We start from the raw sequence: 22,699 nt of genomic DNA on the forward strand, positions 1-22,699 counted from the left end.
CCAAGGGCGCGGATCATATCATTATCCGATTCACGCTCCCACGCCCTGCATCATCCGAGGGAATTGCCTGCGGTTACGCTCCAGTCTCGGTGACGGGCTCACGATTGCCGGCCTTGAACCGGACTGCTAGCCAGAACAGCGGAGCGTACGCAAAGATCAGCGCGATGACACCGGGAACTACGTCCAGAGCCGCGACAATGGCCCACGGAAACAACCAGAACACATTCAGTCCGACCACCGCGAGCGTCACCGCCTTGTGGCTCTGATACTGGCGCGAGGCATATTGATAGGCATGACTGCGATGAGCTTGGTAGACCTTGTCCCCGTTCAACAGCCGCCGGCAAAGAGTCCAGGTCGCATCTACCACAAAGACGCCGAGAAGAATCAACCAACTCCAGAGGAGTTCAGGGGAACGGCTTGCAGCGTCAAGCGAGAGAATACCCAGCGCAATACCCAGAAATCCGCTGCCGGCATCCCCCATGAAGATCCGGGCCCGTGGAAAATTCCAGCACAGAAAACCGCCCACTGCGACACTCAACAGGAGCACGCATTGAATTGACGTTTCCTGCCCGACGAGAACATAGAGCAACGCACTGGCAAGACAGGCAAAAAGCGCTTCGACACTGGCCAGGCCGTCGATACCGTCCATGAAGTTGTAGAGATTGAGAATCCAGACCAGATAAATTGCCGCAAGGCCGTTGCCTATCCAGCCCAGATCAATCACTGCACCTAGTACCGTGACAGGGGCCAGCCCATCGATCCAGAATAAAGCCCAAATGGCAGCCGCAAAATGACCAAGCAGGCGCCACCTGGCTGCGATATGCCCGTGATCATCGGCAAACCCGACGATAGCCACCAGCAGCCCGCTACCCGATAAAGCGTAGAGCGTCGCGTTATCCATCAGGCCCATACCACCCAGAACGGGCAGTGAAATCAGAAACCCAAGCACTATCGCCACACCGCCGCCACGAGGCGTCGGCACCGAGTGCGAACTGCGGTCATTGGGGATGTCCATCAGACTTTTCGACAAGGCGTAGTGACGCAACCCCCAAGTCATCGCCCAGGACAGCGCAAAAATCGTAATGAGCAAACCGCCAAATATCATGTCTTTTGCTTTTCCAGAAAATGGTTCGCAGTACGGCGCATGGCAGTATCAACGTCGATCGGTGGGACCCAACCCAACAACTCGCGGTTTTTGCTGATATCGACCTGCAAAGACTCACAGACTCGCTGGGCAACGTCGCGCCTGCCGACGAGCGCCCCCCCGAGCAGCAGCAGCGCCGCAGGCACAGGTAACAATAGAGCCTTCACTCCAAGTGCAGATGCCAGGCGCTTGAGCAAGCGAGGTGTCGACAAATCGTCACCATCGCTTACCAGAAACGTTTGCCCTGCCGCCGCCGGGTGATCCAGGCACGTTTCGATGAGATCGACCAAATTGCCGATCGCAACCATACTGCGCTGATTGCGAATGCCGCCCAACGGCAACACGAAACCTTTTTCGAGCCATTTGAGAAGACTGAGAAAATTGGCTTTCACCCCGGGCCCATAGACCAGCGGAGGACGAATGATCACTACCTGCATACCCGTCTGCTCGCCAAGTTGACGCAATGCCTGTTCGGCTTCGTGCTTGGAAATGCCGTATGGATCCTGCGGCGACGCAGTGTCATCGGCAGTAAACGGTCGCCCCGGATCCGTGCGCTCGCCATTGACCTTGACCGAACTGATGTAAACGAAGCGCTTGACGCCGGCCTGCGCAGCCATACGAGCCAACTGCATCGTGCCTTCGACATTTACCCGGCGAAACTCGCCAAGCGCATCACCCGCCGTCTCATTCATGACGTGCACCCGCGCCGCCGCATGGACGACCACCTGCACGCCAGCCAATTGTGTGGCCTCGCATGTCCCCGACGCGAACCTGGCGATAGGACACAAGCCTTGAAGACGAGTTGCAGCGCGGACGGCAGCCACAGGGGCAAATTTTTTTCGTACGAGCAAGTGCAAGACCAAGGCTTCTCCGACGAAGCCGCTCGCTCCGGTAACCCAGACCTTGGGCGCATTCATTTGGCAGATTTCCCGAGAAGTGCAGTGGCCCAGCAAATCACGAAAAACAAAGCACGATCCCTCATGCGGCGACGGCAACGCCAGGCGGAAAACGACAACCTGATCAACTGCCAGCGGCGTAACTCAAGCCATGAGCCGACAAACGAATCACTGTCCTTGCCGACCAGTCGTGCAATGAGTGCAACCTGGTTGAACCACCAGCCGTCATGAATGGTTTTGTAGCGCGCGATCATTGAACTGAAGCCGGTGTTAGCTCCTACTTGATTACTATCGTGCTGGCGGTAATCCATTGAAGGACGAGGATCGATGTACCAACTGAAACCATGGCTGCGAGCAAAGGCATAGCAATACCAGTCATGCAGACCTACCGATTGCAAGGTATCCCACTGTGCCAGCATCGACTGCTTCATCGCCTGCACCAATGGTGCTCCCAGCACATAGGTGCAGCCCGGACCGGCAGCCTCGAACAAATAATCCCAACGGGTCTGCGGTTGCGCCTTGTTGAGCAGATGTGTCCTGCCATCGTCCCAAAACGCGGTGACATTGCTGGAACAGGCATCCACATCCTTCTCAAGCAATGAAGCGATAGCGCGCTGCAATTTATCGGAGTGCCAGATATCGTCCTGATCAGCGAAGGAAACATAGTCGTAGCTCGTCAGGTCGACATCGCGGATCAAACGGAAAAAATTGCGCGATGCCCCGCCGAAGCGAAAACCGGACGGCAGCACAACGATATTCTGGTGGTCTGCGGCGAATTGCGCGCACCACGTTTCGGTTTCATCGGTGGAGGCATCGACGCTGATATAGACGGTAACGTTAACCGCGGATTGAGCGAGGATCGAAGCCAGTTGCTCCTCGATCCATTGCGTTCCGTTGTAGGCAGCCAGCAAAACTGCAACCTTGGGTGATCTGACTGGCATGCCATTCCTGCTTGCACGATTGAAACACTGATAATTGAAAAACTGATACTCGTGATTAGCGAGCGCTCAAGTCCAGGAGCTTCTGCAAATATTGTCCATAACCGGTTTTTTTCAATGCATCAGCCTGAGCGCCCAGTTGCTCAGCAGTGATCCAGCCGTTGTGATAAGCAATCTCTTCCAGGCAGGCCACTTTCAAGCCTTGGCGCTGTTCGATGGTATGGACGAAATGGCTCGCTTCCAGCAGTGAGTCATGAGTCCCGGTGTCCAGCCAGGCAAAACCGCGCCCCAGCATCTCGACATTGAGGGTCTTGCGCTCGAGGTACGCGCGATTCACGTCGGTAATTTCCAGCTCGCCACGCTCAGAAGGCTTGATGCCCTTGGCGATCTCGACAACATCATTATCGTAGAAATACAGGCCGGTTACCGCGTAGTTGGACTTGGGGTTCAACGGTTTTTCTTCGATACTCAGCGCGCGGCCACTCTTATCAAACTCGACAACGCCGAAACGTTCCGGATCGGAGACGTGATAACCAAAAACGGTCGCACCCTTTTGCTGGGTGCTCGCCGAACGCAGATTGTCCGAGAAATGCTGACCGTAGAAGATATTATCACCCAGAATCAGGCAGCAAGGATCCTCACCGATGAACTCTTCGCCAATGATGAACGCCTGTGCCAGACCGTCTGGGCTCGGTTGTTCGGCATAGGTGAGTTTGATCCCATAGACACTACCGTCGCCCAACAGCTTGCGGAAACAAGGCAGGTCTTCAGGTGTGGAGATAATCAGAATCTCGCGCATGCCAGCGAGCATCAACACCGACAGCGGATAAAAGATCATCGGCTTGTCGTAGATTGGCAGCATCTGTTTGGACACGCCCAGAGTCAACGGATGCAGGCGCGTGCCCGAGCCACCGGCGAGGATGATGCCTTTACGATTTGTCGTGGTCATTTGTTCAGAACTTCCCTAAGCATTCGGGTTACACCACTTTGCCAATCCGGCAAGTGTAGAGAAAAATTGCCGCATAGCTTCTGAGTATTCAAACGTGAGTTCAGAGGCCGACGCGCGGGTGTCGGATAAGCAGTCGTTTCGATCGGGCTGATCGTCTCGACGGCAAGCTGCTCACCGTTATCTTGAGCAAATGCAATTACATGGCTGGCATAACCATGCCAGGAGACTTCACCTGCGGCTGCCAAATGATACAAACCCGACAGTTCAGGCCGCTGCAACACTTGGCGGATAGCCAACGCGGTGACATCGGCAATCAGATCAGCCCCTGTCGGCGCTCCGATTTGATCGGCGATGACGCTCAGCGTGTCGCGATCTTTGGCCAGACGCAGCATGGTCTTGGCGAAGTTATTGCCTCGAGCGCCGTAGACCCAGCTTGTCCGGAAGATCAGATGTTTGCATCCGGACGCAGTGATGGCTTGCTCACCCGCGAGTTTGCTTTGGCCATACTGATTGACCGGAGCAACCGCATCGGTCTCCTGCCAAGGTGTGGTGCCTTGGCCACTGAAGACATAATCGGTCGAATAGTGAATCAGCCAGCCACCCAGAATCTCAGTTTCCTCGGCCAAGAGCCGACTCGCCTGAGCGTTTACCCGGTCAGCCATCTCGCTTTCCGATTCAGCTTTGTCGACAGAGGTATACGCTGCCGCGTTGACGATGATATCGGGGCGGACTCGACGGATAGTTGCGCGCAACGCATCCAGATTGGACAAGTCACCACACAAACCTTCAACGGCATGGCGATCAAGTGCGATCAACTCGCCGAGCGGGCCAAGGGAGCGCTGTAGCTCCCAACCTACCTGGCCATTTTTGCCGAGCAGGAGGATCTTCATGCCTTGTTCGTGCGATCTGCGTAGTTCTGGTCGATCCACTGCTGGTAGCTGCCGCTTTTGACGTGAGCAACCCACTCAGTGTTGTTGAGGTACCACTCGACAGTCTTGCGAATACCGGTTTCGAAGGTTTCTTCCGGCGTCCAGCCAAGTTCACGCTGGATCTTGCTGGCGTCGATTGCATAACGCACGTCGTGACCAGGGCGATCCTGAACATAGGTAATCAGACTGGCATGCGGGCGATGTGCCGAGTCAGGGCGCAACTCATCGAGCAACGCACAAAGGGTGTGCACGACTTCAATATTCTGCTTTTCATTATGTCCGCCAATGTTGTAAGTCTCTCCGACAACACCTTCGGTCACAACTTTGTACAGCGCGCGGGCGTGATCTTCGACATACAACCAATCACGAACCTGATTGCCTTTGCCATATACCGGCAGCGGCTTACCTTCCAATGCATTGAGAATGATCAGCGGGATCAATTTCTCAGGGAAGTGGCAAGGGCCGTAGTTGTTCGAGCAGTTGGTGACCAACGTTGGCAGCCCATAAGTACGGGCCCAAGCGCGAACGAGGTGATCAGAGCTGGCCTTGCTCGCCGAATAAGGCGAACTTGGCTGATAAGGCGTGGTTTCGGTAAAGAGATCTTCCGGGCCTTCAAGATCGCCGTAAACTTCATCGGTCGAAATATGATGGAAGCGGAAATTGGCTTTACGCGCATCATCCATTGCAGCCCAATATTGACGGGCAGCTTCCAGCAACGTGTAAGTGCCGATGATGTTGGTCTGGATAAACTCGGATGGACCGGTAATCGAGCGATCGACGTGGGACTCTGCGGCCAAGTGCATGATGGCATCTGGTTGGTGCTCACGCAGGACACGGTCGATCTGATCACGGTCACAGATATCGACGCGCTCGAACACGTAGCGCGAATCACCGCTCACCTCGGCCAATGACTCAAGGTTACCGGCATACGTCAGTTTGTCGACGTTGATGACTGCGTCGTTGGTATTGGAAATGATGTGACGAATGACTGCCGAGCCGATAAACCCGGCGCCACCGGTAACTAGAATTTTCACGCGAAACCATACCCTTGAGCTGCGGACGGCGCCACCAACGAGCGCGGTCTAATCCATGAATGCAAAAGCCTCCATATACGAGGCTTCTGTCAGAGTCAGTCTGAATCGATGTGGGAATTTGCCACTATCGAACAAGGGCTGCATTTTACAGCTTAATGAATCTTTTACTAATGGATATAGACAGGTAGTGGCGCAATTTCGACAGACGCCCTGCACCTGTCGCATTCAGACAAGACGCTTGCGCGCTGCTCTGGACGAACGTCCCAGAAACAGCCCAAGTATCGGGCCGAAAATCATACCGAGGAGCAAGGCAAGCATCACGACCAGCGATACTGGAAGTTCAGGACCTGCCCAACCCAAAAACAGCAAAGAAACAGACTGCTGGTTCTCAAGCACGAAAGCAAGGATAGCCAACACCAATAAAAGAATAAAAACGCCAAGAAGTATGCGTTTGAGATTACGCATGAACGTCTCCCTGATAGTCAGCAGCGAGGATCAAACGCCCTCCTCCTCTTCCTCATTAACACGATCACGCAACTCTTTGCCCGGCTTGAAATGCGGGACAAATTTACCGTCGAGGCTAACGGACTGGCCAGTCTTTGGATTGCGACCAACGCGCGGTGCACGGTAGTGCAGAGAGAAGCTGCCAAACCCGCGGATCTCGATGCGATCACCGGTGGCCAGACATTGGGACATTTGTTCAAGCATGGTCTTGATGGCCAACTCCACATCCTTGGATGAGAGCAGCCCTTGATGGGTGACAATTCGTTCGATCAACTCCGACTTCGTCATATTTTTCCCTTCTTTTTCAAGCAGCTAGATCAGCGCTTGAAAGGTTTTAGCATGCCCGGAAGATTTTGAACAGCCCAGGGATTGACATATCTTCTTCAGCGCTGAAACGCCCGCTTTCAGGGCATAAACTCACTCGCCAGGATCACCCCACGCTCAACGGCATATCACCAGCATGGTCCGGGTCACGTACCCAGCAGGATTGAAACCAAACGGAAACTCATCTTCATCTTTGGCATCATCAGATCGAGTGATCACCTTGTAACCCGCCCCCTTACACTCCTTCGCCGCTCGCTTTTGACACCTCTCCCAGCCAGAGCCCAGCCCAGAGCAATCAACTTCAATGCCGCTGACACCACGCACCGCATGGGTCTTGGCATTTGTAGTACAGCCTGCAAAAACCAGTACCGCTATGAGGACAATAAACTTGCTCATCCATTTCCTTATGCCAGGCAACGCCCGACTACTACACGCTTAAGACCAAGCTTAGTCGCGAATAGGCGATTGATCCCATTAAAGAAACAGACAATCTGGCGATTGGATTGGTTTCACAGGCAGCACTGATTCGCGCAGAAGAAAACCAGGACTCATCAAATCACAGACACAAAAAAGGGCGACCGAAGTCGCCCTTTTTAATGATCAAGCAGAACTTAGTTCTGTTTGGCCATTGCCTGGCGCAGCAGTGCCGCCATGGTGGTTTCGCCGGTAGCAGCTTCCGGAGTCTCTTTCAGGCTCTGGATTGCTTCTTTCTCTTCAGCGTCGTCTTTCGACTTGATCGAGAGCTGGATTACGCGGCTCTTGCGGTCAACGCTGATGATCTTGGCTTCAACTTCCTGGCCTTCTTTCAGCACGTTGCGCGCGTCTTCAACGCGGTCACGGCTGATTTCGGAGGCTTTCAGGGTCGCTTCGATGTCGTCAGCCAGAACGATGATGGCGCCTTTGGCGTCAACTTCTTTCACGGTGCCAGTAACGATTGCGCCTTTGTCGTTAACCGAGACGTACTCGGAGAACGGATCGCTTTCCAGTTGCTTGATACCCAGGGAGATACGCTCGCGCTCTGGGTCAACGGACAGGATAACGGTGTCCAGCTCGTCGCCCTTCTTGAAACGACGTACGGCTTCTTCGCCCACTTCGTTCCAGGAGATGTCGGACAGGTGAACCAGACCGTCGATGCCGCCGTCCAGACCAATGAAGATACCGAAATCGGTGATCGACTTGATGGTGCCGGAGATTTTATCGCCCTTGTTGAACTGGCCAGAGAAATCTTCCCACGGGTTAGATTTGCACTGCTTGATGCCCAGGGAGATACGACGACGCTCTTCGTCGATGTCCAGAACCATAACTTCCACTTCGTCGCCGACTTGTACGACTTTCGAAGGATGGATGTTTTTGTTGGTCCAGTCCATTTCCGAAACGTGTACCAGACCTTCAACGCCTTCTTCCAGCTCAGCGAAGCAGCCGTAGTCGGTCAGGTTGGTTACACGAGCGGTAACGCGAGTGCTTTCTGGGTAACGGGCTTTGATAGCAACCCATGGATCTTCGCCCAGTTGCTTCAGGCCCAGGGAAACACGGTTGCGTTCGCGATCGTATTTCAGAACCTTAACGTCGATTTCGTCACCAACGTTGACGATCTCGGAAGGATGCTTGATGCGCTTCCAAGCCATGTCGGTGATGTGCAGCAGGCCGTCCACGCCACCCAGATCGACGAATGCGCCGTAATCGGTGAGGTTTTTGACGATACCTTTGACTTGCTGGCCTTCCTGCAGGGATTCCAGCAGAGCTTCACGCTCGGCGGAGTTCTCGGCTTCCAGGACGCTGCGACGGGAAACGACAACGTTGTTGCGCTTCTGGTCCAGCTTGATGACCTTGAATTCCAGCTCTTTGCCTTCCAGGTGCGTGGTGTCGCGCACTGGACGGACGTCAACCAGGGAACCTGGCAGGAACGCACGGATGCCGTTAACGTCGACAGTGAAGCCGCCTTTAACCTTACCGTTGATAACGCCCTTGACCACTTCCTCAGCTGCGAAGGCTGCTTCCAGAACGATCCAGCATTCAGCGCGCTTGGCTTTTTCACGGGACAGCTTGGTTTCACCGAAACCGTCTTCAACCGAGTCCAGCGCAACGTGAACTTCGTCACCGACATTGATAGTCAGATCGCCAGCGTCGTTGTAGAACTGCTCAAGCGGGATGAGTGCTTCAGACTTCAGGCCAGCGTGAACGGTTACCCAGCGAGCTTGGTAATCGATATCAACGATAACACCGGTGATGATGGAGCCTGCCTGAAGGTTCAGGGTTTTTAGGCTTTCTTCAAAGAGTTCCGCAAAGCTTTCGCTCATTTTAATTCCTGTAAATGAGGGCGAAGGATACGCCCATCTCCACACCCCAGACGGTGTGGGTTAGTTTCATATAGAAGAAGCGCCGCAGGACTATGACTGGTCCCCTGCAACCTTCTTGGTCACCCGGCGATATCGCGAATGGCGATCTCGCTCATGATGCGTTCAAGCACCTGATCGATGGACAACTCCGTGGAATCCAGCTGTATCGCGTCAGCCGCCGGTTTAAGCGGGGCTACCGCTCGCTGGGTGTCACGCTCGTCGCGTGCACGGATCTCATCTAGCAGACTCGACAGACTAACACCCTCGACTTTGCCCTTCAACTGCAAATATCGGCGGCGCGCCCGCTCCTCGGCACTGGCGGTCAGGAAAATCTTAAGCGGCGCATTCGGAAAAACCACCGTACCCATGTCGCGACCATCGGCCACCAGCCCCGGCGCCTCCTGAAAAGCACGCTGGCGCTGCAACAGCGCCTCGCGCACGGCCGGCAACGCAGCCACCTGAGAAGCGCCGGAACCGACACTTTCAGTACGGATGACATCGCTGACTTCGTCACCTTCCAGAATGATGCGCTGCAACTGACCGTCGGTCGCCGCGATGAACTGCACATCCAGATGAGCGGCGAGTTTCTTCAGCAGCTCCTCATTGGTCAGGTCGACACCATGGTTGTGGGCGGCAAAAGCCAGCAAACGGTAAAGCGCACCGGAATCCAGCAGATTCCAGCCCAGACGCTTGGCCAGAATCCCGGCGACGGTGCCCTTGCCCGAGCCACTTGGCCCATCAATGGTGATGACCGGTGCAATGTTCTTCACGACTGAGCCTCTTGTGCCACACGAATACCGACCTGCCCGCACAGCGCGAGGAAGTTCGGGAACGACGTCGCGACGTTGGCGCAATCATGGATGCGGATCGGTGCAGTGGCGCGCAGCGAGGCCACGCTGAAAGCCATGGCAATACGGTGATCGCCGTGACCATGCACTTCGCCGCCGCCGATCTGGCCGCCGTCGATGATGATGCCGTCCGGGGTCGGTTCGCACTTGACGCCCAGCGCCAGCAAACCGTCCGCCATGACCTGGATGCGATCCGATTCCTTGACCCGCAGCTCTTCTGCGCCGGTCAGCACAGTGCGCCCTTCGGCACAGGCGGCTGCCACGAACAGCACCGGGAATTCGTCGATGGCCAGTGGAACCAGCTCTTCAGGAATCTCGATACCTTTGAGCTTAGCTGCACGCACGCGCAGATCAGCGACTGGCTCGCCGCCGACTTCACGCTGGTTTTCCAGAGTGATGTCCGCCCCCATCAGGCGCAGGATGTCGATGACGCCGGTACGGGTCGGATTGATGCCGACATGCTCAAGCACCAACTCCGAACCTTCGGCGATCGATGCCGCCACCAGGAAGAACGCCGACGACGAGATGTCGCCTGGCACTTCGATATGGGTCGCCGTCAGCTTGCCACCGGACTCGACCGACGCCGTAGCGCCATTGACGCTTACCGGGTAACCAAAACCGCGCAGCATGCGCTCGGTGTGGTCACGCGTCGGCGCCGGCTCGGTGACGGTGGTCTTGCCTTCAGCGTACAGGCCGGCAAGCAGCAGGCAGGACTTCACCTGGGCACTGGCCATCGGCATGGTGTAAGTCAGGCCTTTGAGCTTGTGCCCGCCACGAATGGTCATCGGCGGACGACCTTCAGCCGCGGTTTCAATCACCGCGCCCATTTCACGCAGCGGATTGGCCACGCGATTCATCGGACGCTTGGACAGCGAAGCATCGCCCGTCAGGGTGCTGTCGAAGTTCTGCGCGGCCAGCAGGCCGGACAGCAGACGCATCGACGTGCCGGAGTTACCCAGATAGATCGGGCCCGGCGCAGGCTTCAGGCCGTGCAGGCCGACACCGTGAATGGTCACGCGGCCGTGGTGCGGCCCCTCAATGACCACGCCCATATCGCGAAATGCCTGCAAGGTCGCCAGGGCGTCTTCGCCCTCGAGGAAGCCTTCGACTTCGGTGACGCCTTCGGCCAGCGAACCGAGCATGATCGAACGGTGGGAAATCGATTTGTCACCCGGTACGCGAATCCGACCGGACAGGCGGCCACCAGGTTGAGCCAGGAAGATCAGATCGTTGGAATTCATAGCGTCCACATAGGCCCTGCGGGCCAGGATTTTACTGAAATGCTCGCGGGCAACCCGGGCGCGAGTGAAAACGCCCAACAATTGGTGCCCATCCCCTGCATCGACCGCGTCGCGCAAGGCGTCGAGGTCGCTGCGAAATGTATCGAGTGTGCGCAGGACAGCCTCGCGATTGGCGAGGAAGATGTCGTGCCACATGACCGGGTCGCTTCCGGCGATTCTTGTGAAATCGCGGAAACCGCCAGCAGCGTAACGGAAGATCTCAAGATTTTCATTGCGTTTGGCCAACGAATCGACCAAACCGAAGGCCAGCAAGTGCGGCAAATGACTGGTCGCAGCCAGCACTTCGTCGTGGCGCTCGACCTGCATGTGCTCGACGTCGGCACCCAATTCACGCCATAGACGATCAACAACAGCCAGCGCGGCCGGATCGGTTTGCTCAAGCGGCGTCAGAATCACTTTGTGACGGCGGAACAGTCCAGCGTTGGAAGCCTCCACCCCGCTCTGCTCGGAGCCGGCAATCGGGTGCCCCGGCACGAAACGCGCCGGCATGCCGCCGAATGCTTCGGTCGCCGCACGCACCACGTTGCCCTTGGCGCTACCGACATCCGTCAGGATCGCCTGCTCCAGATCCATGCCCGCCAGACGGGCCAGCACTTTCTCCATGGCCAGAATCGGCACTGCCAATTGAATCACGTCAGCGCCACGGCATGCCGCTACCAAGTCATCTTCGCAGCGATCAACCACACCCAACTCGACCGCGAGCTTGCGCGATTGCGGGTCGAGATCGACCCCGACCACCTCGCGGCAGATACCGCTTTCACGCAAGCCTTTGGCAAATGAACCACCGATCAACCCCAGACCGACCACCACCAGGCGACCGATCATAGGTGCAGCAGATTGCAACGCAGTGACATCACCCACGAGCCAGAACCTTGCGCAGCGCTTCGAGGAAGCGGCTGTTTTCCGCCGGCAGACCGATGGTCACCCGCAGGTGATTCGGCATACCGTAGTTAGCCACCGGACGCACGATCACGCCCTCAGCCAGCAAGCCTTGAAACACCGGGACCGCCACTTGGCCGAGGTCGACGCAAATGAAGTTGCCTTTGGATTCGATCCAGCTCAAACCCAACTCACGGAAACCTGCTTGCAGTTGTTGCATGCCGGCCTCATTGAGCTGACGGCTTTGCGCCAGATACTCTTCGTCCTTCAGCGCTGCACAGGCCGCAGCCAAGGCCAGGCTGTTGACGTTGAAGGGCTGGCGCACGCGGTTCAGCACGTCCGCCACCACCGCCGTGGACAGACCATAACCCACGCGCAATGCCGCCAGACCGTATGCCTTGGAGAAGGTGCGCGAAACCAGCAGATTCGGATACGCCGCCAGGAAATCCAGACCATCGGGCAAGTCGCTGCCCTCGGCGTACTCGATATAGGCCTCGTCCAGCACCACCAGCACATGCTCCGGAACGTCCTGCAGGAACTCGTCCAGCGCCTCTGCGCCGAACCAGGTACCGGTCGGGTTGTTCGGGTTGGCGATAAACACCACGCGGGTATTGGCATCAATGGCCGCGAGCATGGCCGGCAGGTCATGCCCCCAATCCTTGGCGGGGACTACTTTGGCCTGAGCGCCAACAGCTTGAGTCGCAATCGGGTACACCGCAAAAGCATGCTCGCTGAACACTGCGTTCAGGCCCGGCGCCAGATAGGCGCGCGCGACCAACTCGAGAATATCGTTGGAGCCGTTACCGAGAGTGACCTGGTTCAGCTCGACACGGCACTGCTCGGCCAGCAGGGATTTCAACGCAAAGCCGTTGCCATCCGGATAACGGGTCAGCTCGGCCAGCTCCTCGCGGATCGCCGCCAAGGCTTTCGGACTTGCACCCAGAGGGTTTTCGTTGCTGGCCAGTTTGACGATTTTCGCCGGATCCAGACCCAGCTCGCGCGCCAGTTCGTCCACAGGCTTGCCCGGAACGTACGGCGAAAGTTGTTGCACGCCCGGCTGTGCCAGAGCGAGGAAATTGCCACTCATTTGCTACCGCCCTTAGAGAACTGCTTTCGGGTAGGAACCCAGCACCTTGAGTGCTACCGCTTCCTGACTGATCTTTTCCAGTACACCTTTGACCAACGGATCACGGTGGTGGCCGACGAAGTCGATGAAGAACACGTAGGTCCACTTGCCGCTACGCGACGGTCGGGTCTCGATGCGAGTCAGGTCGATGCCGTTGTCATGGAATGGCACCAGTAGCTCATGAAGCGCGCCAGGCTTGTTGCTCATGGACACAATGATCGACGTCTTGTCGTCGCCGGTCGGCGGCACTTCCTGGTTACCGATCATCAGGAAGCGCGTGGAGTTGTCCGGGCGATCCTCGATTTTCTCGGCCAGACGAGTCAGACCATAGAGCCCAGCCGCCATATCACCGGCAATCGCCGCCGAGTTCCATTCACCTTTAACCCGTTTGGCCGCTTCGGCGTTGCTGGACACCGCCACGCGCTCGACATTCGGATAATGCGCGTCCAGCCACTTGCGGCACTGCGCCAGCGACTGCGCGTGGGAATAGATGCGGCTGATGCTGTCGGTCTTGGTGTTTTCACCCACCAACAGATGATGGTGAATCCGCAGCTCGACTTCGCCACAGATGACCATGTCGTGCTCGAGGAAGCTGTCCAGCGTGTGGTTGACCGCGCCTTCGGTGGAGTTTTCCACCGGCACCACGCCGAAATTCACCGCACCGGCCGCCACTTCACGGAATACTTCGTCGATCGCTGCCATCGGCTTGCTGATCACCGCGTGACCGAAGTGCTTCATGGCCGCCGCTTGGGTGAAGGTACCTTCAGGGCCGAGGTACGCCACTTTCAGCGGCTGCTCCAGCGCCAGGCACGAAGACATGATCTCGCGGAACAACCGCGCCATCTCTTCGTTGCCCAGCGGCCCCTGATTGCGTTCCATCACCCGCTTGAGCACCTGAGCTTCGCGCTCAGGACGATAGAACACCGGCACTTCGCCTTCGGCCAGCGAGGCCATCTTTACTCGCGCGACTTCCTGGGCGCAACGCGCACGCTCACTGATCAGCTCGAGGACTTTGGTGTCCAGAGCGTCAATGCGAACGCGCAGCGCCTTGAGTTCTTGCTCGGACATCAGCCGTGTTCCTTCTCGAATTCAGCCATGTAGGCCACCAGCGCATTGACTGCGGTGATGTCGACGGCGTTGTAGATGGAGGCGCGCATACCGCCCACAGAGCGGTGACCCTTGAGGTTGAGCAAGCCGCGCTCATCAGCACCGACCAGGAACGGCTTATCCAGACGATCATCAGCGAGACGGAATGGCACGTTCATCCACGAGCGATCCGACTTGTTGATCGGGTTGCTGTAGAGGCCGCTGGCGTCGATGAAGTCGTACAGTGTGCGCTGCTTGACATCGTTCAGCCTGGCGATGGCTTCAACGCCGCCCTGCTCTTTCAGCCACTGGAATACCAGACCAGACAAGTACCAGGCCAGAGTCGGCGGGGTGTTGTACATCGAGCCGTTATCGGCCGCGACTTTGTAGTTGAGCATGGTCGGGCACAGCGAGCGCGCCTTGCCCAGCAAGTCTTCGCGGATGATGTTGACCACGATGCCGCTCGGGCCGATATTCTTCTGCGCACCGGCGTAGATCATGCCGAAACGCGAGATATCGACCGGACGCGAAAGGATGTCCGAGGACATATCGGCCACCAGCGGCACGTCGCCGGTTTCCGGGATCCACTGGAATTCCAGACCGCCAATGGTTTCGTTCGGCGCGTAGTGAACGTAAGCGGCGTCCTTGGACAGATTCCACTCGTTCTGGCCCGGAATGGCGAAATAATCGTAAGGCTTGGCGGTAGCGGCGACGTTGACGTGACCGTAGCGCGAGGCTTCTTCGATGGCTTTCTGCGACCAGATACCGGTATCGATATAGTCGGCCGAGCCATTTTCCGGCAGCAGGTTCAGGGGAATCTGCGCAAACTGCTGGCTCGCGCCACCTTGCAAAAACAGCACTTTGTAGTTCGAAGGGATATTCAGCAGGTCACGCAGATCCTGCTCGGCCTGGGTGGCAATGGACACGAACTCATCGCTGCGATGACTCATTTCCATAACCGACAGCCCCTTGCCGTGCCAGTCAAGGAGTTCACCTTGAGCGCGTTGCAGGACAGCTTCGGGAAGCGCCGCAGGGCCGGCGCAGAAGTTATAGGCTCGCTTGCTCACATCCAATCTCGCTCTGACTTGGTGATACACAATAATTCGGTCATTCAGAAACTTTCATACCAGACAAATAACAAGGGGGCGAATTCTCATCCGCCCCCTCGCTTGTCCGCTTATTCCTGCGGTTCTTCGTCAGCTGCGGCGTCCAGTTGCTGATCTTCAACAGCGTCGTCGATCACGACCTCCGCGCCGGACACCAGCCCTTCTTCGCCTTCGAGCTCTTCGCCCTCGACTTCCGACGGCTCCTGAACTCGCTCCAGACCGACCAGCGTTTCATCGGTGGCCAGCTTGATCAGGGTCACCCCTTGGGTGTTGCGACCCAGGCTGGAGACTTCATCAACGCGGGTCCGCACCAGCGTGCCCTGATCGGAAATCAGCATGATTTCCTCGCCTTCCTGAACCTGGATTGCACCGACGAGCTTGCCGTTGCGCTCTTTGGTGACCATTGCAATCACACCCTGACCACCGCGACCACGGCGAGGGAATTTGCTCAGCGCGGTGCGCTTGCCGAAACCACGCTCGGAAGCGGTCAGAATCTGCGCGCCCGACTCAGGAATCAGCATGGAGATCAGCTTCTGATCCTTGAGGATCCGCATGCCGCGGATACCGCGAGCACCACGACCCATTTCACGCACGGCGGCTTCAGCGAAACGAATCACCTTGCCAGCGTCGGAGAACAGCATGATTTCTTTCGCGCCATCAGTGATGGCAGCCGCGATCAACGTGTCACCTTCCTTCAGCTTCAGGGCGATCAAGCCATTGGAGCGCGGACGGGCGAAGCGTGCCAGCGGCGTCTTCTTGACGGTACCGGAAGCCGTGGCCATGAAGATGAATTCGCCAGTCGGCTCAGCGACCAGCTCGGCCGTTTCGCCGTCGATTTCTTCCAGCTCGGCAGCTTCTTCAGCTTCAACCACTTCGCCTTCGATGATCACATCGTCGGCATCATCTTCATCGTCAGCACCGGCGCGTTTTTGCAGGGCCTCAAGATCGATCTGTAGCATCGTGGTGATGGTTTCATCGGCTTCCAGCGGCAGCAGATTGACCAGCGGACGACCACGCGCGGCACGCGATGCCTCAGGAATTTCGTAAGTCTTCAGCCAGTACACCTTGCCTTTGCTGGAGAACAGCAACAGCGTGGAGTGACTGTTGGCAACCAGCAGGTGAGCAATGTAGTCCTCATCCTTGACGCCAGTCGCCGATTTGCCTTTACCGCCACGACGCTGAGCCTGGTACGCAGCCAACGGCTGGGTCTTGGCGTAGCCACCGTGGGAAATGGTCACAACGCGCTCTTCTTCCGGGATCATGTCGCCCAGAGTCAGGTCGAGGCGTGCATCGAGAATCTCGGTGCGACGCTGATCGCCGTATTCGGCACGGATCACTTCCAGCTCTTCGCGGATCACTTCCATCAGGCGCACGGCGCTGTTGAGGATGCGGATCAGCTCGCCGATCTGGTTGAGAATCTCTTGATACTCGGCCAGCAGCTTTTCGTGTTCCAGACCGGTCAGGCGGTGCAGACGCAGCTCCAGAATGGCTTGCGCCTGTTCTGGCGACAGGAAGTACTTGCCCTCGCGCAGACCGTATTGCGGGTCAAGGTTTTCCGGACGGCACGAATCGGCACCGGCACGTTCAACCATCGCCACCACCGCCGAGGATTCCCAAGGCGTGCTGATCAGCGCTTCCTTGGCTTCCGACGGCGTTGGCGACGCCTTGATCAGGGCGATCACCGGGTCGATGTTCGACAGGGCAACGGCCTGGCCTTCGAGAATGTGCCCACGCTCACGCGCTTTGCGCAGTTCGAACACGGTGCGGCGGGTGACAACTTCGCGACGGTGACGGACGAAGGCTTCCAGCAGATCCTTGAGGTTGAGGATCCGCGGACGGCCGTCGATCAGCGCAACGATGTTGATGCCGAACACCGATTGCAGCTGGGTCTGGGCGTAGAGGTTGTTGAGGATCACCTCTGGCACTTCGCCGCGACGCAGTTCGATCACGACGCGCATACCGTCCTTGTCGGACTCGTCGCGCAGTTCGGTGATGCCTTCGAGTTTCTTCTCTTTCACCAGCTCGGCGATCTTCTCGATCAGACGCGCCTTGTTCAACTGGTAAGGGAGTTCGGTGATGACGATCTGCTGACGGCCACCGACTTTGTCGATGTCTTCAACGATCGAACGCGCACGCATGTAAATGCGCCCGCGACCGGTGCGATAGGCTTCGATGATACCGGCGCGACCGTTGATGATCGCGGCGGTCGGGAAGTCCGGACCGGGAATGTATTGCATCAGCTCGTCGACAGTCAGCTCGGGATTGTCGATGAGCGCCAGGCAACCGTCGATGACTTCACCGAGGTTGTGCGGCGGGATGTTGGTCGCCATGCCCACGGCGATACCGCTGGAACCGTTGACCAGCAGATTGGGAATACGGGTTGGCATGACCGCCGGGATCATTTCAGTGCCGTCGTAGTTCGGCACCCAGTCCACGGTTTCCTTGTGCAGGTCAGCCAGCAACTCGTGCGCCAGCTTGGTCATGCGCACTTCGGTGTATCGCATGGCCGCGGCGTTGTCGCCGTCCACCGAACCGAAGTTGCCCTGACCGTCGACCAGCAGATAACGCAGCGAGAATGGCTGCGCCATACGGACGATGGTGTCGTAGACCGCTGTATCACCGTGCGGGTGATACTTACCGATCACGTCACCGACAACACGGGCAGATTTCTTGTACGGCTTGTTGAAGTCGTTGCCCAGCTCGCTCATCGCGAACAGCACGCGACGGTGCACGGGCTTCAAGCCATCGCGCGCATCCGGCAGTGCACGGCCGACGATCACGCTCATCGCGTAATCGAGGTAGGACTGTTTCAGCTCGTCTTCGATATTGACCGGGAGGATTTCTTTGGCCAGTTCGCCCATGAGAAGCTCGATTCCTTTTTCTGGTGAAACCTCGTCATATCCATAGGGATCACGAAGCTCGTCGATGCAGGCTGAGTGCCATGCGCCGACTTACGACAAATCAACAAGTTGGACCCTGGATTTGCGCAGTGAAGACAACCCCGTGGGACTGCCTCGGAAAACGCCGGATGCTACCACAATCGCCGCCACGCACCTATCCCCCACAAGCGCATGGAGCATAGTTAGTTAGCTGGTAATCGCCTGAAAGGGGGACGAGAGACGCTTAGAGCCTCTTCGAATGCAGAATCGGAGGCTTGTTTACCTATGTTTATTGACTTTTAAGGCCTCATCGCTGGCGCGCCCACTCCCACAGGAGCGGTGGCGGTCACAGAACCCGTGGGAGCTGACTTGCCAACGATGAGGCCCTTTGAGGCACAACAGCCCGTTAATGCAGGCGCTTGCGGCACATCAACTGGGCCATTTTGGCGGTATCAGGACGTTCGACGATGCCCTTCTCGGTCACGATCGCGTCGATCAGATCCGCCGGCGTCACGTCAAACACCGGGTTGAACGACTCAACATCTGCGCCGACACGCTTGCCGCCCACTTCCAGCAACTCGGCGCCGTCACGCTCCTCAATCGGGATGTCATCACCACTGGCCAGGTTCATGTCGATGGTCGAACTCGGCGCTACCACCATGAAACGCACGCCGTGGTGCATCGCATTGACCGCTAGTTGATAGGTGCCGATCTTGTTCGCCACGTCGCCGTTGGCGGTAATCCGGTCAGCACCGACGATTACCCAGGTCACGCCTTTGGTTTTCATGATGTGCGCCGCGGCGGAGTCGGCATTAACGGTCACCGGAATACCTTCGTTGACCAGTTCCCAGGCCGTCAGGCGCGAGCCTTGCAGCCACGGGCGGGTTTCGTCGGCGTAAACGCGCTCAACCATACCTTCAAGGAACGCCGCACGAATGACACCCAGCGCTGTACCGAATCCGCCCGTCGCCAGCGCGCCAGTGTTGCAGTGGGTGAGAATCGCCTGAGCATTGCCCTGATGCTTACGAATCAGGTCGACACCCAGTTGCGCCATGGTCAGGTTGGCTTCGCGATCACTTTCATGAATTGAGATCGCCTCGGCTTCCAGTGCCGCCAGCGGATCGGCATTGTTTTTCAGGCGCTCGAGCCGATCACGCATGCGACCCAGCGCCCAGAACAGGTTGACCGCGGTCGGACGAGAGTCGGCCAACAGCGCGAAGTCTTCTTCCAGCACCGCACGCCAATCGCCACCTTCGACAATCCGCGCACGCGCCGCGAGTACGATGCCATAGGCCGCACTGATGCCAATGGCTGGCGCGCCACGCACCACCATCGAGCGAATCGCCTCGGACACGCCGGCGGCGCTCGTGCAGGCGATCCAGGTTTCCTCGAACGGTAAAATACGCTGATCCAGCAGGTGGAGCGCGCCGTCTCGCCAATCGATGGCCTTCACTTTCTCCGCAGCCAACAGTCGATCGCGCATCCCTAACCCCGCACTCATGAACAAAAGCCGCCGATTATAGCGATCACCCCGCGAAGACGCTCGGGTATACTTCGCCATCCTTTACAAAAGCACCGGAACCGACCCTCGATGCCGACACCTGCCATTGCGCTCGACTTATTATTGCTGCCGACCTGGCTGGTACCCGTCGAACCTGCAGGCGTTGTGCTCAAGGAGCACGGCTTGGGCATCCGCGACGGTCGCATCGTGTTTATCGGCCCACGCGCCGAAGCATTGAAGTGTAACGCCACACAAATCCGCGAATTGCCGGACATGCTGCTCAGCCCCGGCCTGATCAATGCTCACGGCCACGCCGCGATGACACTGTTCCGCGGTCTGGCCGATGACTTACCGCTGATGACCTGGCTGGAAAACCACATCTGGCCAGCCGAAGCCAAATGGGTCGATGAAGATTTTGTCCGCGACGGTACTGATCTGGCCATCGCCGAACAGATCAAGGGCGGCATCACCTGTTTCTCGGACATGTATTTCTTCCCGAAAGTTGCCAGCGAGTGCGTGCACAACAGCGGCATTCGCGCGCAAATCGCGATTCCTGTCCTCGACTTCCCGATACCCGGCGCCAGCAACGCTGATGAAGCCATTCGTCAGGGCGTCGAGTTGTTCGGTGATCTGAAGCACCACGAACGGATCAAGATCACCTTCGGCCCCCATGCACCCTATACCGTCAGCGATGAGAACCTCGAGAAGATCCGCGTGATTGCCGAGGAACTGGATGCATCGATCCACATGCACGTCCACGAAACCGCCTTCGAAGTGCAGCAAGCGGTAGAACAACGCGGCGAGCGGCCACTGGCCCGCCTCGGCCGCCTGGGCCTGCTTGGCCCGCGCTTCCAGGCCGTACACATGACCCAGATCAGCGATGACGATCTGGCGTTGCTGGTAGAAAGCAACACCAGCGTGATCCACTGCCCCGAATCGAACCTGAAGCTGGCCAGCGGTTTTTGCCCGGTCGAGCGTTTGTGGCAGGCTGGCGTGAATGTGGCTGTCGGCACTGACGGTGCGGCGAGCAACAATGATCTCGACCTGCTGGGTGAAACCCGCACTGCCGCGCTGCTGGCCAAGGCCGTCGCCGGCTCTGCCACCGCGCTGGACGCCCACCGCGCCCTGCGCATGGCCACGCTCAATGGCGCCCGAGCGCTGGGGATCGAAGCGCAAGTCGGCTCGCTGGAAATCGGCAAAGCCGCCGACATCGTCGCCTTCGACCTGTCGGGCCTGGCGCAGCAACCGGTCTATGACCCGGTTTCGCAGCTTATATATGCCACCGGCCGCGACTGCGTGAAACACCTGTGGGTTGACGGCAAGCAACTGCTTGAGGACCGGCGCCTGACACGCCTGGATGAAGCACAACTGGGCGCCACCGCCCGTGCCTGGGGCCAGCGCATCAGTGGCCACACCGAATCGTAAACACTGCGCATAACCTGCGCAGCTACAACCTTTTTCAAGTTTTAGAGGAATGGAACATGAGCAACGTCGACCACGCCGAAATCGCCAAATTCGAAGCCCTGGCCCATCGCTGGTGGGACCGTGAAAGCGAATTCAAACCGCTGCACGACATCAACCCGCTGCGGGTCAACTGGATTGACGAACGGGTCAACCTGGCCGGCAAGAAAGTGCTCGACGTTGGTTGCGGCGGCGGCATCCTCAGCGAAGCCATGGCCCAACGCGGTGCCACCGTAATGGGCATCGACATGGGCGAAGCGCCGCTGGCGGTCGCGCAATTGCATCAACTGGAATCCGGCGTCAGCGTCGAATACCGCCAGATCACCGCCGAAGACCTGGCTGAAGAAATGCCCGAGCAATTCGACGTGGTCACCTGCCTCGAAATGCTCGAACATGTGCCGGATCCTTCGTCGGTCATTCGCGCCTGCTTCCGCATGGTCAAACCCGGCGGCCAGGTGTTCTTCTCGACCATCAACCGCAACCCGAAGGCCTACCTGTTCGCCATCATCGGCGCCGAATACATCATGAAGTTGCTGCCGCGTGGCACCCACGACTTCAAGAAATTCATCCGCCCGTCCGAGCTTGGCGCCTGGAGCCGCATGGCCGGCCTGACCGTCAAGGACATCATCGGCCTGACTTACAACCCGCTGACCAAGCACTACAAGCTGGCCAACGACGTTGACGTCAACTACATGATCCAGACCCTGCGCGAGGAATAAGCCGATGGCCATCAGAGCAGTCCTTTTCGACATGGACGGCACCCTGCTCGACACCGCACCGGACTTCATCGCCATCTGCCAGGCGATGCGCGCAGATCGTGGTTTGCCGCCAATCAACGACAAGCACATCCGCGACGAGATCTCCGGCGGCGCCAAAGCCATGGTTGCGGTGACGTTTTCGATGGACCCGGAATCGCCGGGGTTTGAAGAGTTGCGCCTGGAATTCCTCGAGCGCTACCTCGTCGGCTGCGCGGTGCACAGCAAGCTGTTCGACGGCATGGGCGAACTGCTGGCTGATATCGAAAAGGCCAACTTGATCTGGGGCGTGGTGACCAACAAGCCGCTGCGCTTCGCCGAGCCGATCATGCAGCAGTTGGGACTGGCCGAGCGTTCGGCGCTGCTGATCTGCCCGGATCATGTCAAAAACAGCAAGCCGGATCCGGAGCCGCTGATCCTGGCGTGCAAGATGCTTGATCTGGATCCGTCGACGGTTTTGTTTGTGGGCGATGATCTGCGCGATATCGAATCCGGGCGCGACGCTGGCACCAAGACTTGTGCGGTGACGTTTGGCTACATCCATCCCGACGACAACCCGCGGCATTGGGGCGCGGATGTGGTGGTGGATCATCCTCTGGAGTTGCGCAAGGTGCTCGATAGCGCGCTCTGCAGTTGCTGAGACTTGACGCAGAGCGTCATTGGCTGCTTTCCCATGCGGAGCGTGGGAATGATCTGACTCTTG

20 protein-coding genes are annotated in these 22,699 nt (G+C 57.9%); 3 read left to right on the plus strand and 17 right to left on the minus strand.

Annotated elements, in window-relative coordinates; genetic code table 11:
- Window positions 1-73: 73 nt before the first annotated feature.
- From K5E40_RS00705 to mtnA, 17 genes are all read right to left on the minus strand, one after another.
- Window positions 74-1,105, minus strand: a complete 1,032-nt coding sequence (locus K5E40_RS00705) for a glycosyltransferase family 4 protein (protein ID WP_221729250.1) — start codon at window positions 1,103-1,105, stop codon at window positions 74-76.
- Window positions 1,102-2,061 (minus strand): NAD-dependent epimerase/dehydratase family protein, encoded by a 960-nt coding sequence (locus tag K5E40_RS00710; RefSeq protein WP_221729251.1) that lies wholly within the window; start codon window positions 2,059-2,061, stop codon window positions 1,102-1,104. Before K5E40_RS00710 ends, K5E40_RS00705 begins: the two co-directional genes overlap by 4 nt.
- Window positions 2,058-2,981, minus strand: coding sequence for a glycosyltransferase (locus tag K5E40_RS00715; RefSeq protein WP_221729252.1), 924 nt, complete (start codon window positions 2,979-2,981; stop codon window positions 2,058-2,060). Before K5E40_RS00715 ends, K5E40_RS00710 begins: the two co-directional genes overlap by 4 nt.
- 55 nt (window positions 2,982-3,036) lie before the next feature.
- Window positions 3,037-3,927 (minus strand): glucose-1-phosphate thymidylyltransferase RfbA, encoded by an 891-nt coding sequence (gene rfbA / locus K5E40_RS00720; protein ID WP_221729253.1) that lies wholly within the window; start codon window positions 3,925-3,927, stop codon window positions 3,037-3,039.
- Window positions 3,924-4,817 carry a dTDP-4-dehydrorhamnose reductase gene (gene rfbD / locus K5E40_RS00725; protein ID WP_221729254.1) on the minus strand — a complete coding sequence of 298 codons (894 nt, stop codon included), beginning with the start codon at window positions 4,815-4,817 and terminating at the stop codon, window positions 3,924-3,926. The genes rfbA and rfbD overlap by 4 nt, the downstream gene beginning before the upstream one ends.
- Window positions 4,814-5,890, minus strand: coding sequence for a dTDP-glucose 4,6-dehydratase (gene rfbB / locus K5E40_RS00730; protein ID WP_221729255.1), 1,077 nt, complete (start codon window positions 5,888-5,890; stop codon window positions 4,814-4,816). Before rfbB ends, rfbD begins: the two co-directional genes overlap by 4 nt.
- A gap of 225 nt (window positions 5,891-6,115) precedes the next feature.
- Window positions 6,116-6,355: a LapA family protein gene (locus tag K5E40_RS00735; protein WP_221729256.1), complete on the minus strand. Its 240-nt coding sequence runs from the start codon at window positions 6,353-6,355 to the stop codon at window positions 6,116-6,118.
- 30 nt (window positions 6,356-6,385) lie between these two features.
- Window positions 6,386-6,682: an integration host factor subunit beta gene (gene ihfB / locus K5E40_RS00740; protein ID WP_003189779.1), complete on the minus strand. Its 297-nt coding sequence runs from the start codon at window positions 6,680-6,682 to the stop codon at window positions 6,386-6,388.
- A 153-nt stretch (window positions 6,683-6,835) separates the two neighbouring features.
- Window positions 6,836-7,114 (minus strand): hypothetical protein, encoded by a 279-nt coding sequence (locus K5E40_RS00745; RefSeq protein WP_221729257.1) that lies wholly within the window; start codon window positions 7,112-7,114, stop codon window positions 6,836-6,838.
- A gap of 215 nt (window positions 7,115-7,329) precedes the next feature.
- Complete coding sequence (gene rpsA / locus K5E40_RS00750; RefSeq protein WP_221729258.1) at window positions 7,330-9,015, minus strand: 30S ribosomal protein S1; 1,686 nt, start codon at window positions 9,013-9,015, stop codon at window positions 7,330-7,332.
- Window positions 9,016-9,134: 119 nt separating this feature from the next.
- Complete coding sequence (gene cmk, locus K5E40_RS00755) at window positions 9,135-9,824, minus strand: (d)CMP kinase (RefSeq protein WP_221729259.1); 690 nt, start codon at window positions 9,822-9,824, stop codon at window positions 9,135-9,137.
- On the minus strand, window positions 9,821-12,028 hold the full coding sequence (locus tag K5E40_RS00760) for a bifunctional prephenate dehydrogenase/3-phosphoshikimate 1-carboxyvinyltransferase (protein WP_260455464.1): 2,208 nt from the start codon (window positions 12,026-12,028) through the stop codon (window positions 9,821-9,823). The genes cmk and K5E40_RS00760 overlap by 4 nt, the downstream gene beginning before the upstream one ends.
- A gap of 28 nt (window positions 12,029-12,056) precedes the next feature.
- Window positions 12,057-13,169: a histidinol-phosphate transaminase gene (gene hisC / locus K5E40_RS00765; protein ID WP_221729261.1), complete on the minus strand. Its 1,113-nt coding sequence runs from the start codon at window positions 13,167-13,169 to the stop codon at window positions 12,057-12,059.
- 12 nt (window positions 13,170-13,181) lie between these two features.
- Window positions 13,182-14,276 (minus strand): prephenate dehydratase, encoded by a 1,095-nt coding sequence (gene pheA, locus K5E40_RS00770; RefSeq protein WP_027620100.1) that lies wholly within the window; start codon window positions 14,274-14,276, stop codon window positions 13,182-13,184.
- Complete coding sequence (serC, locus tag K5E40_RS00775) at window positions 14,276-15,361, minus strand: 3-phosphoserine/phosphohydroxythreonine transaminase (RefSeq protein ID WP_221729262.1); 1,086 nt, start codon at window positions 15,359-15,361, stop codon at window positions 14,276-14,278. Before serC ends, pheA begins: the two co-directional genes overlap by 1 nt.
- Before the next feature lie 110 nt (window positions 15,362-15,471).
- The gene (gene gyrA, locus K5E40_RS00780; protein ID WP_221729263.1) at window positions 15,472-18,261 is read right to left on the minus strand and encodes a DNA gyrase subunit A; all 2,790 of its coding nucleotides are present in this window, start codon (window positions 18,259-18,261) and stop codon (window positions 15,472-15,474) included.
- Between the two features lie 424 nt (window positions 18,262-18,685).
- Entirely contained in the window at window positions 18,686-19,762 is a 1,077-nt protein-coding gene (mtnA, locus tag K5E40_RS00785; RefSeq protein WP_221729264.1) for an S-methyl-5-thioribose-1-phosphate isomerase, read from the minus strand.
- A 108-nt stretch (window positions 19,763-19,870) separates the two neighbouring features.
- Between mtnA and K5E40_RS00790 the strand changes: the two genes are divergently transcribed.
- Genes K5E40_RS00790 through mupP form a run of 3 tightly spaced genes read left to right on the plus strand, consistent with a single transcriptional unit; the run spans window position 19,871 to window position 22,636 of the window.
- Window positions 19,871-21,205, plus strand: coding sequence for a TRZ/ATZ family hydrolase (locus K5E40_RS00790; RefSeq protein ID WP_221729265.1), 1,335 nt, complete (start codon window positions 19,871-19,873; stop codon window positions 21,203-21,205).
- 56 nt (window positions 21,206-21,261) lie between these two features.
- On the plus strand, window positions 21,262-21,960 hold the full coding sequence (gene ubiG, locus K5E40_RS00795) for a bifunctional 2-polyprenyl-6-hydroxyphenol methylase/3-demethylubiquinol 3-O-methyltransferase UbiG (RefSeq protein WP_221729266.1): 699 nt from the start codon (window positions 21,262-21,264) through the stop codon (window positions 21,958-21,960).
- A 4-nt stretch (window positions 21,961-21,964) separates the two neighbouring features.
- A complete protein-coding gene (gene mupP, locus K5E40_RS00800) occupies window positions 21,965-22,636 on the plus strand; it encodes an N-acetylmuramic acid 6-phosphate phosphatase MupP (RefSeq protein ID WP_221729267.1) in 672 nt (223 codons plus the stop codon).
- Window positions 22,637-22,699: the final 63 nt, after the last annotated feature.

Source organism: Pseudomonas baetica, from assembly GCF_019733355.1.
Taxonomy (GTDB): domain Bacteria; phylum Pseudomonadota; class Gammaproteobacteria; order Pseudomonadales; family Pseudomonadaceae; genus Aquipseudomonas; species Aquipseudomonas baetica_A.

Excerpts from the sequence above, each read along its gene's own strand:
- K5E40_RS00790 (WP_221729265.1), top strand. The coding sequence starts at position 19,871 with ATGCCGACACCTGCCATTGCGCTCGACTTATTATTGCTGCCGACCTGG.
- ihfB (WP_003189779.1), bottom strand. The coding sequence starts at position 6,682 with ATGACGAAGTCGGAGTTGATCGAACGAATTGTCACCCATCAAGGGCTG.
- rfbA (WP_221729253.1), bottom strand. The coding sequence starts at position 3,927 with ATGACCACGACAAATCGTAAAGGCATCATCCTCGCCGGTGGCTCGGGC.
- rpsA (WP_221729258.1), bottom strand. The coding sequence starts at position 9,015 with ATGAGCGAAAGCTTTGCGGAACTCTTTGAAGAAAGCCTAAAAACCCTG.
- K5E40_RS00715 (WP_221729252.1), bottom strand. The coding sequence starts at position 2,981 with ATGCCAGTCAGATCACCCAAGGTTGCAGTTTTGCTGGCTGCCTACAAC.
- pheA (WP_027620100.1), bottom strand. The coding sequence starts at position 14,276 with ATGTCCGAGCAAGAACTCAAGGCGCTGCGCGTTCGCATTGACGCTCTG.
- hisC (WP_221729261.1), bottom strand. The coding sequence starts at position 13,169 with ATGAGTGGCAATTTCCTCGCTCTGGCACAGCCGGGCGTGCAACAACTT.
- rfbD (WP_221729254.1), bottom strand. The coding sequence starts at position 4,817 with ATGAAGATCCTCCTGCTCGGCAAAAATGGCCAGGTAGGTTGGGAGCTA.
- gyrA (WP_221729263.1), bottom strand. The coding sequence starts at position 18,261 with ATGGGCGAACTGGCCAAAGAAATCCTCCCGGTCAATATCGAAGACGAG.
- mupP (WP_221729267.1), top strand. The coding sequence starts at position 21,965 with ATGGCCATCAGAGCAGTCCTTTTCGACATGGACGGCACCCTGCTCGAC.
- K5E40_RS00745 (WP_221729257.1), bottom strand. The coding sequence starts at position 7,114 with ATGAGCAAGTTTATTGTCCTCATAGCGGTACTGGTTTTTGCAGGCTGT.
- mtnA (WP_221729264.1), bottom strand. The coding sequence starts at position 19,762 with ATGCGCGATCGACTGTTGGCTGCGGAGAAAGTGAAGGCCATCGATTGG.
- K5E40_RS00760 (WP_260455464.1), bottom strand. The coding sequence starts at position 12,028 with ATGATCGGTCGCCTGGTGGTGGTCGGTCTGGGGTTGATCGGTGGTTCA.
- ubiG (WP_221729266.1), top strand. The coding sequence starts at position 21,262 with ATGAGCAACGTCGACCACGCCGAAATCGCCAAATTCGAAGCCCTGGCC.
- K5E40_RS00705 (WP_221729250.1), bottom strand. The coding sequence starts at position 1,105 with ATGATATTTGGCGGTTTGCTCATTACGATTTTTGCGCTGTCCTGGGCG.
- K5E40_RS00735 (WP_221729256.1), bottom strand. The coding sequence starts at position 6,355 with ATGCGTAATCTCAAACGCATACTTCTTGGCGTTTTTATTCTTTTATTG.
- K5E40_RS00710 (WP_221729251.1), bottom strand. The coding sequence starts at position 2,061 with ATGAATGCGCCCAAGGTCTGGGTTACCGGAGCGAGCGGCTTCGTCGGA.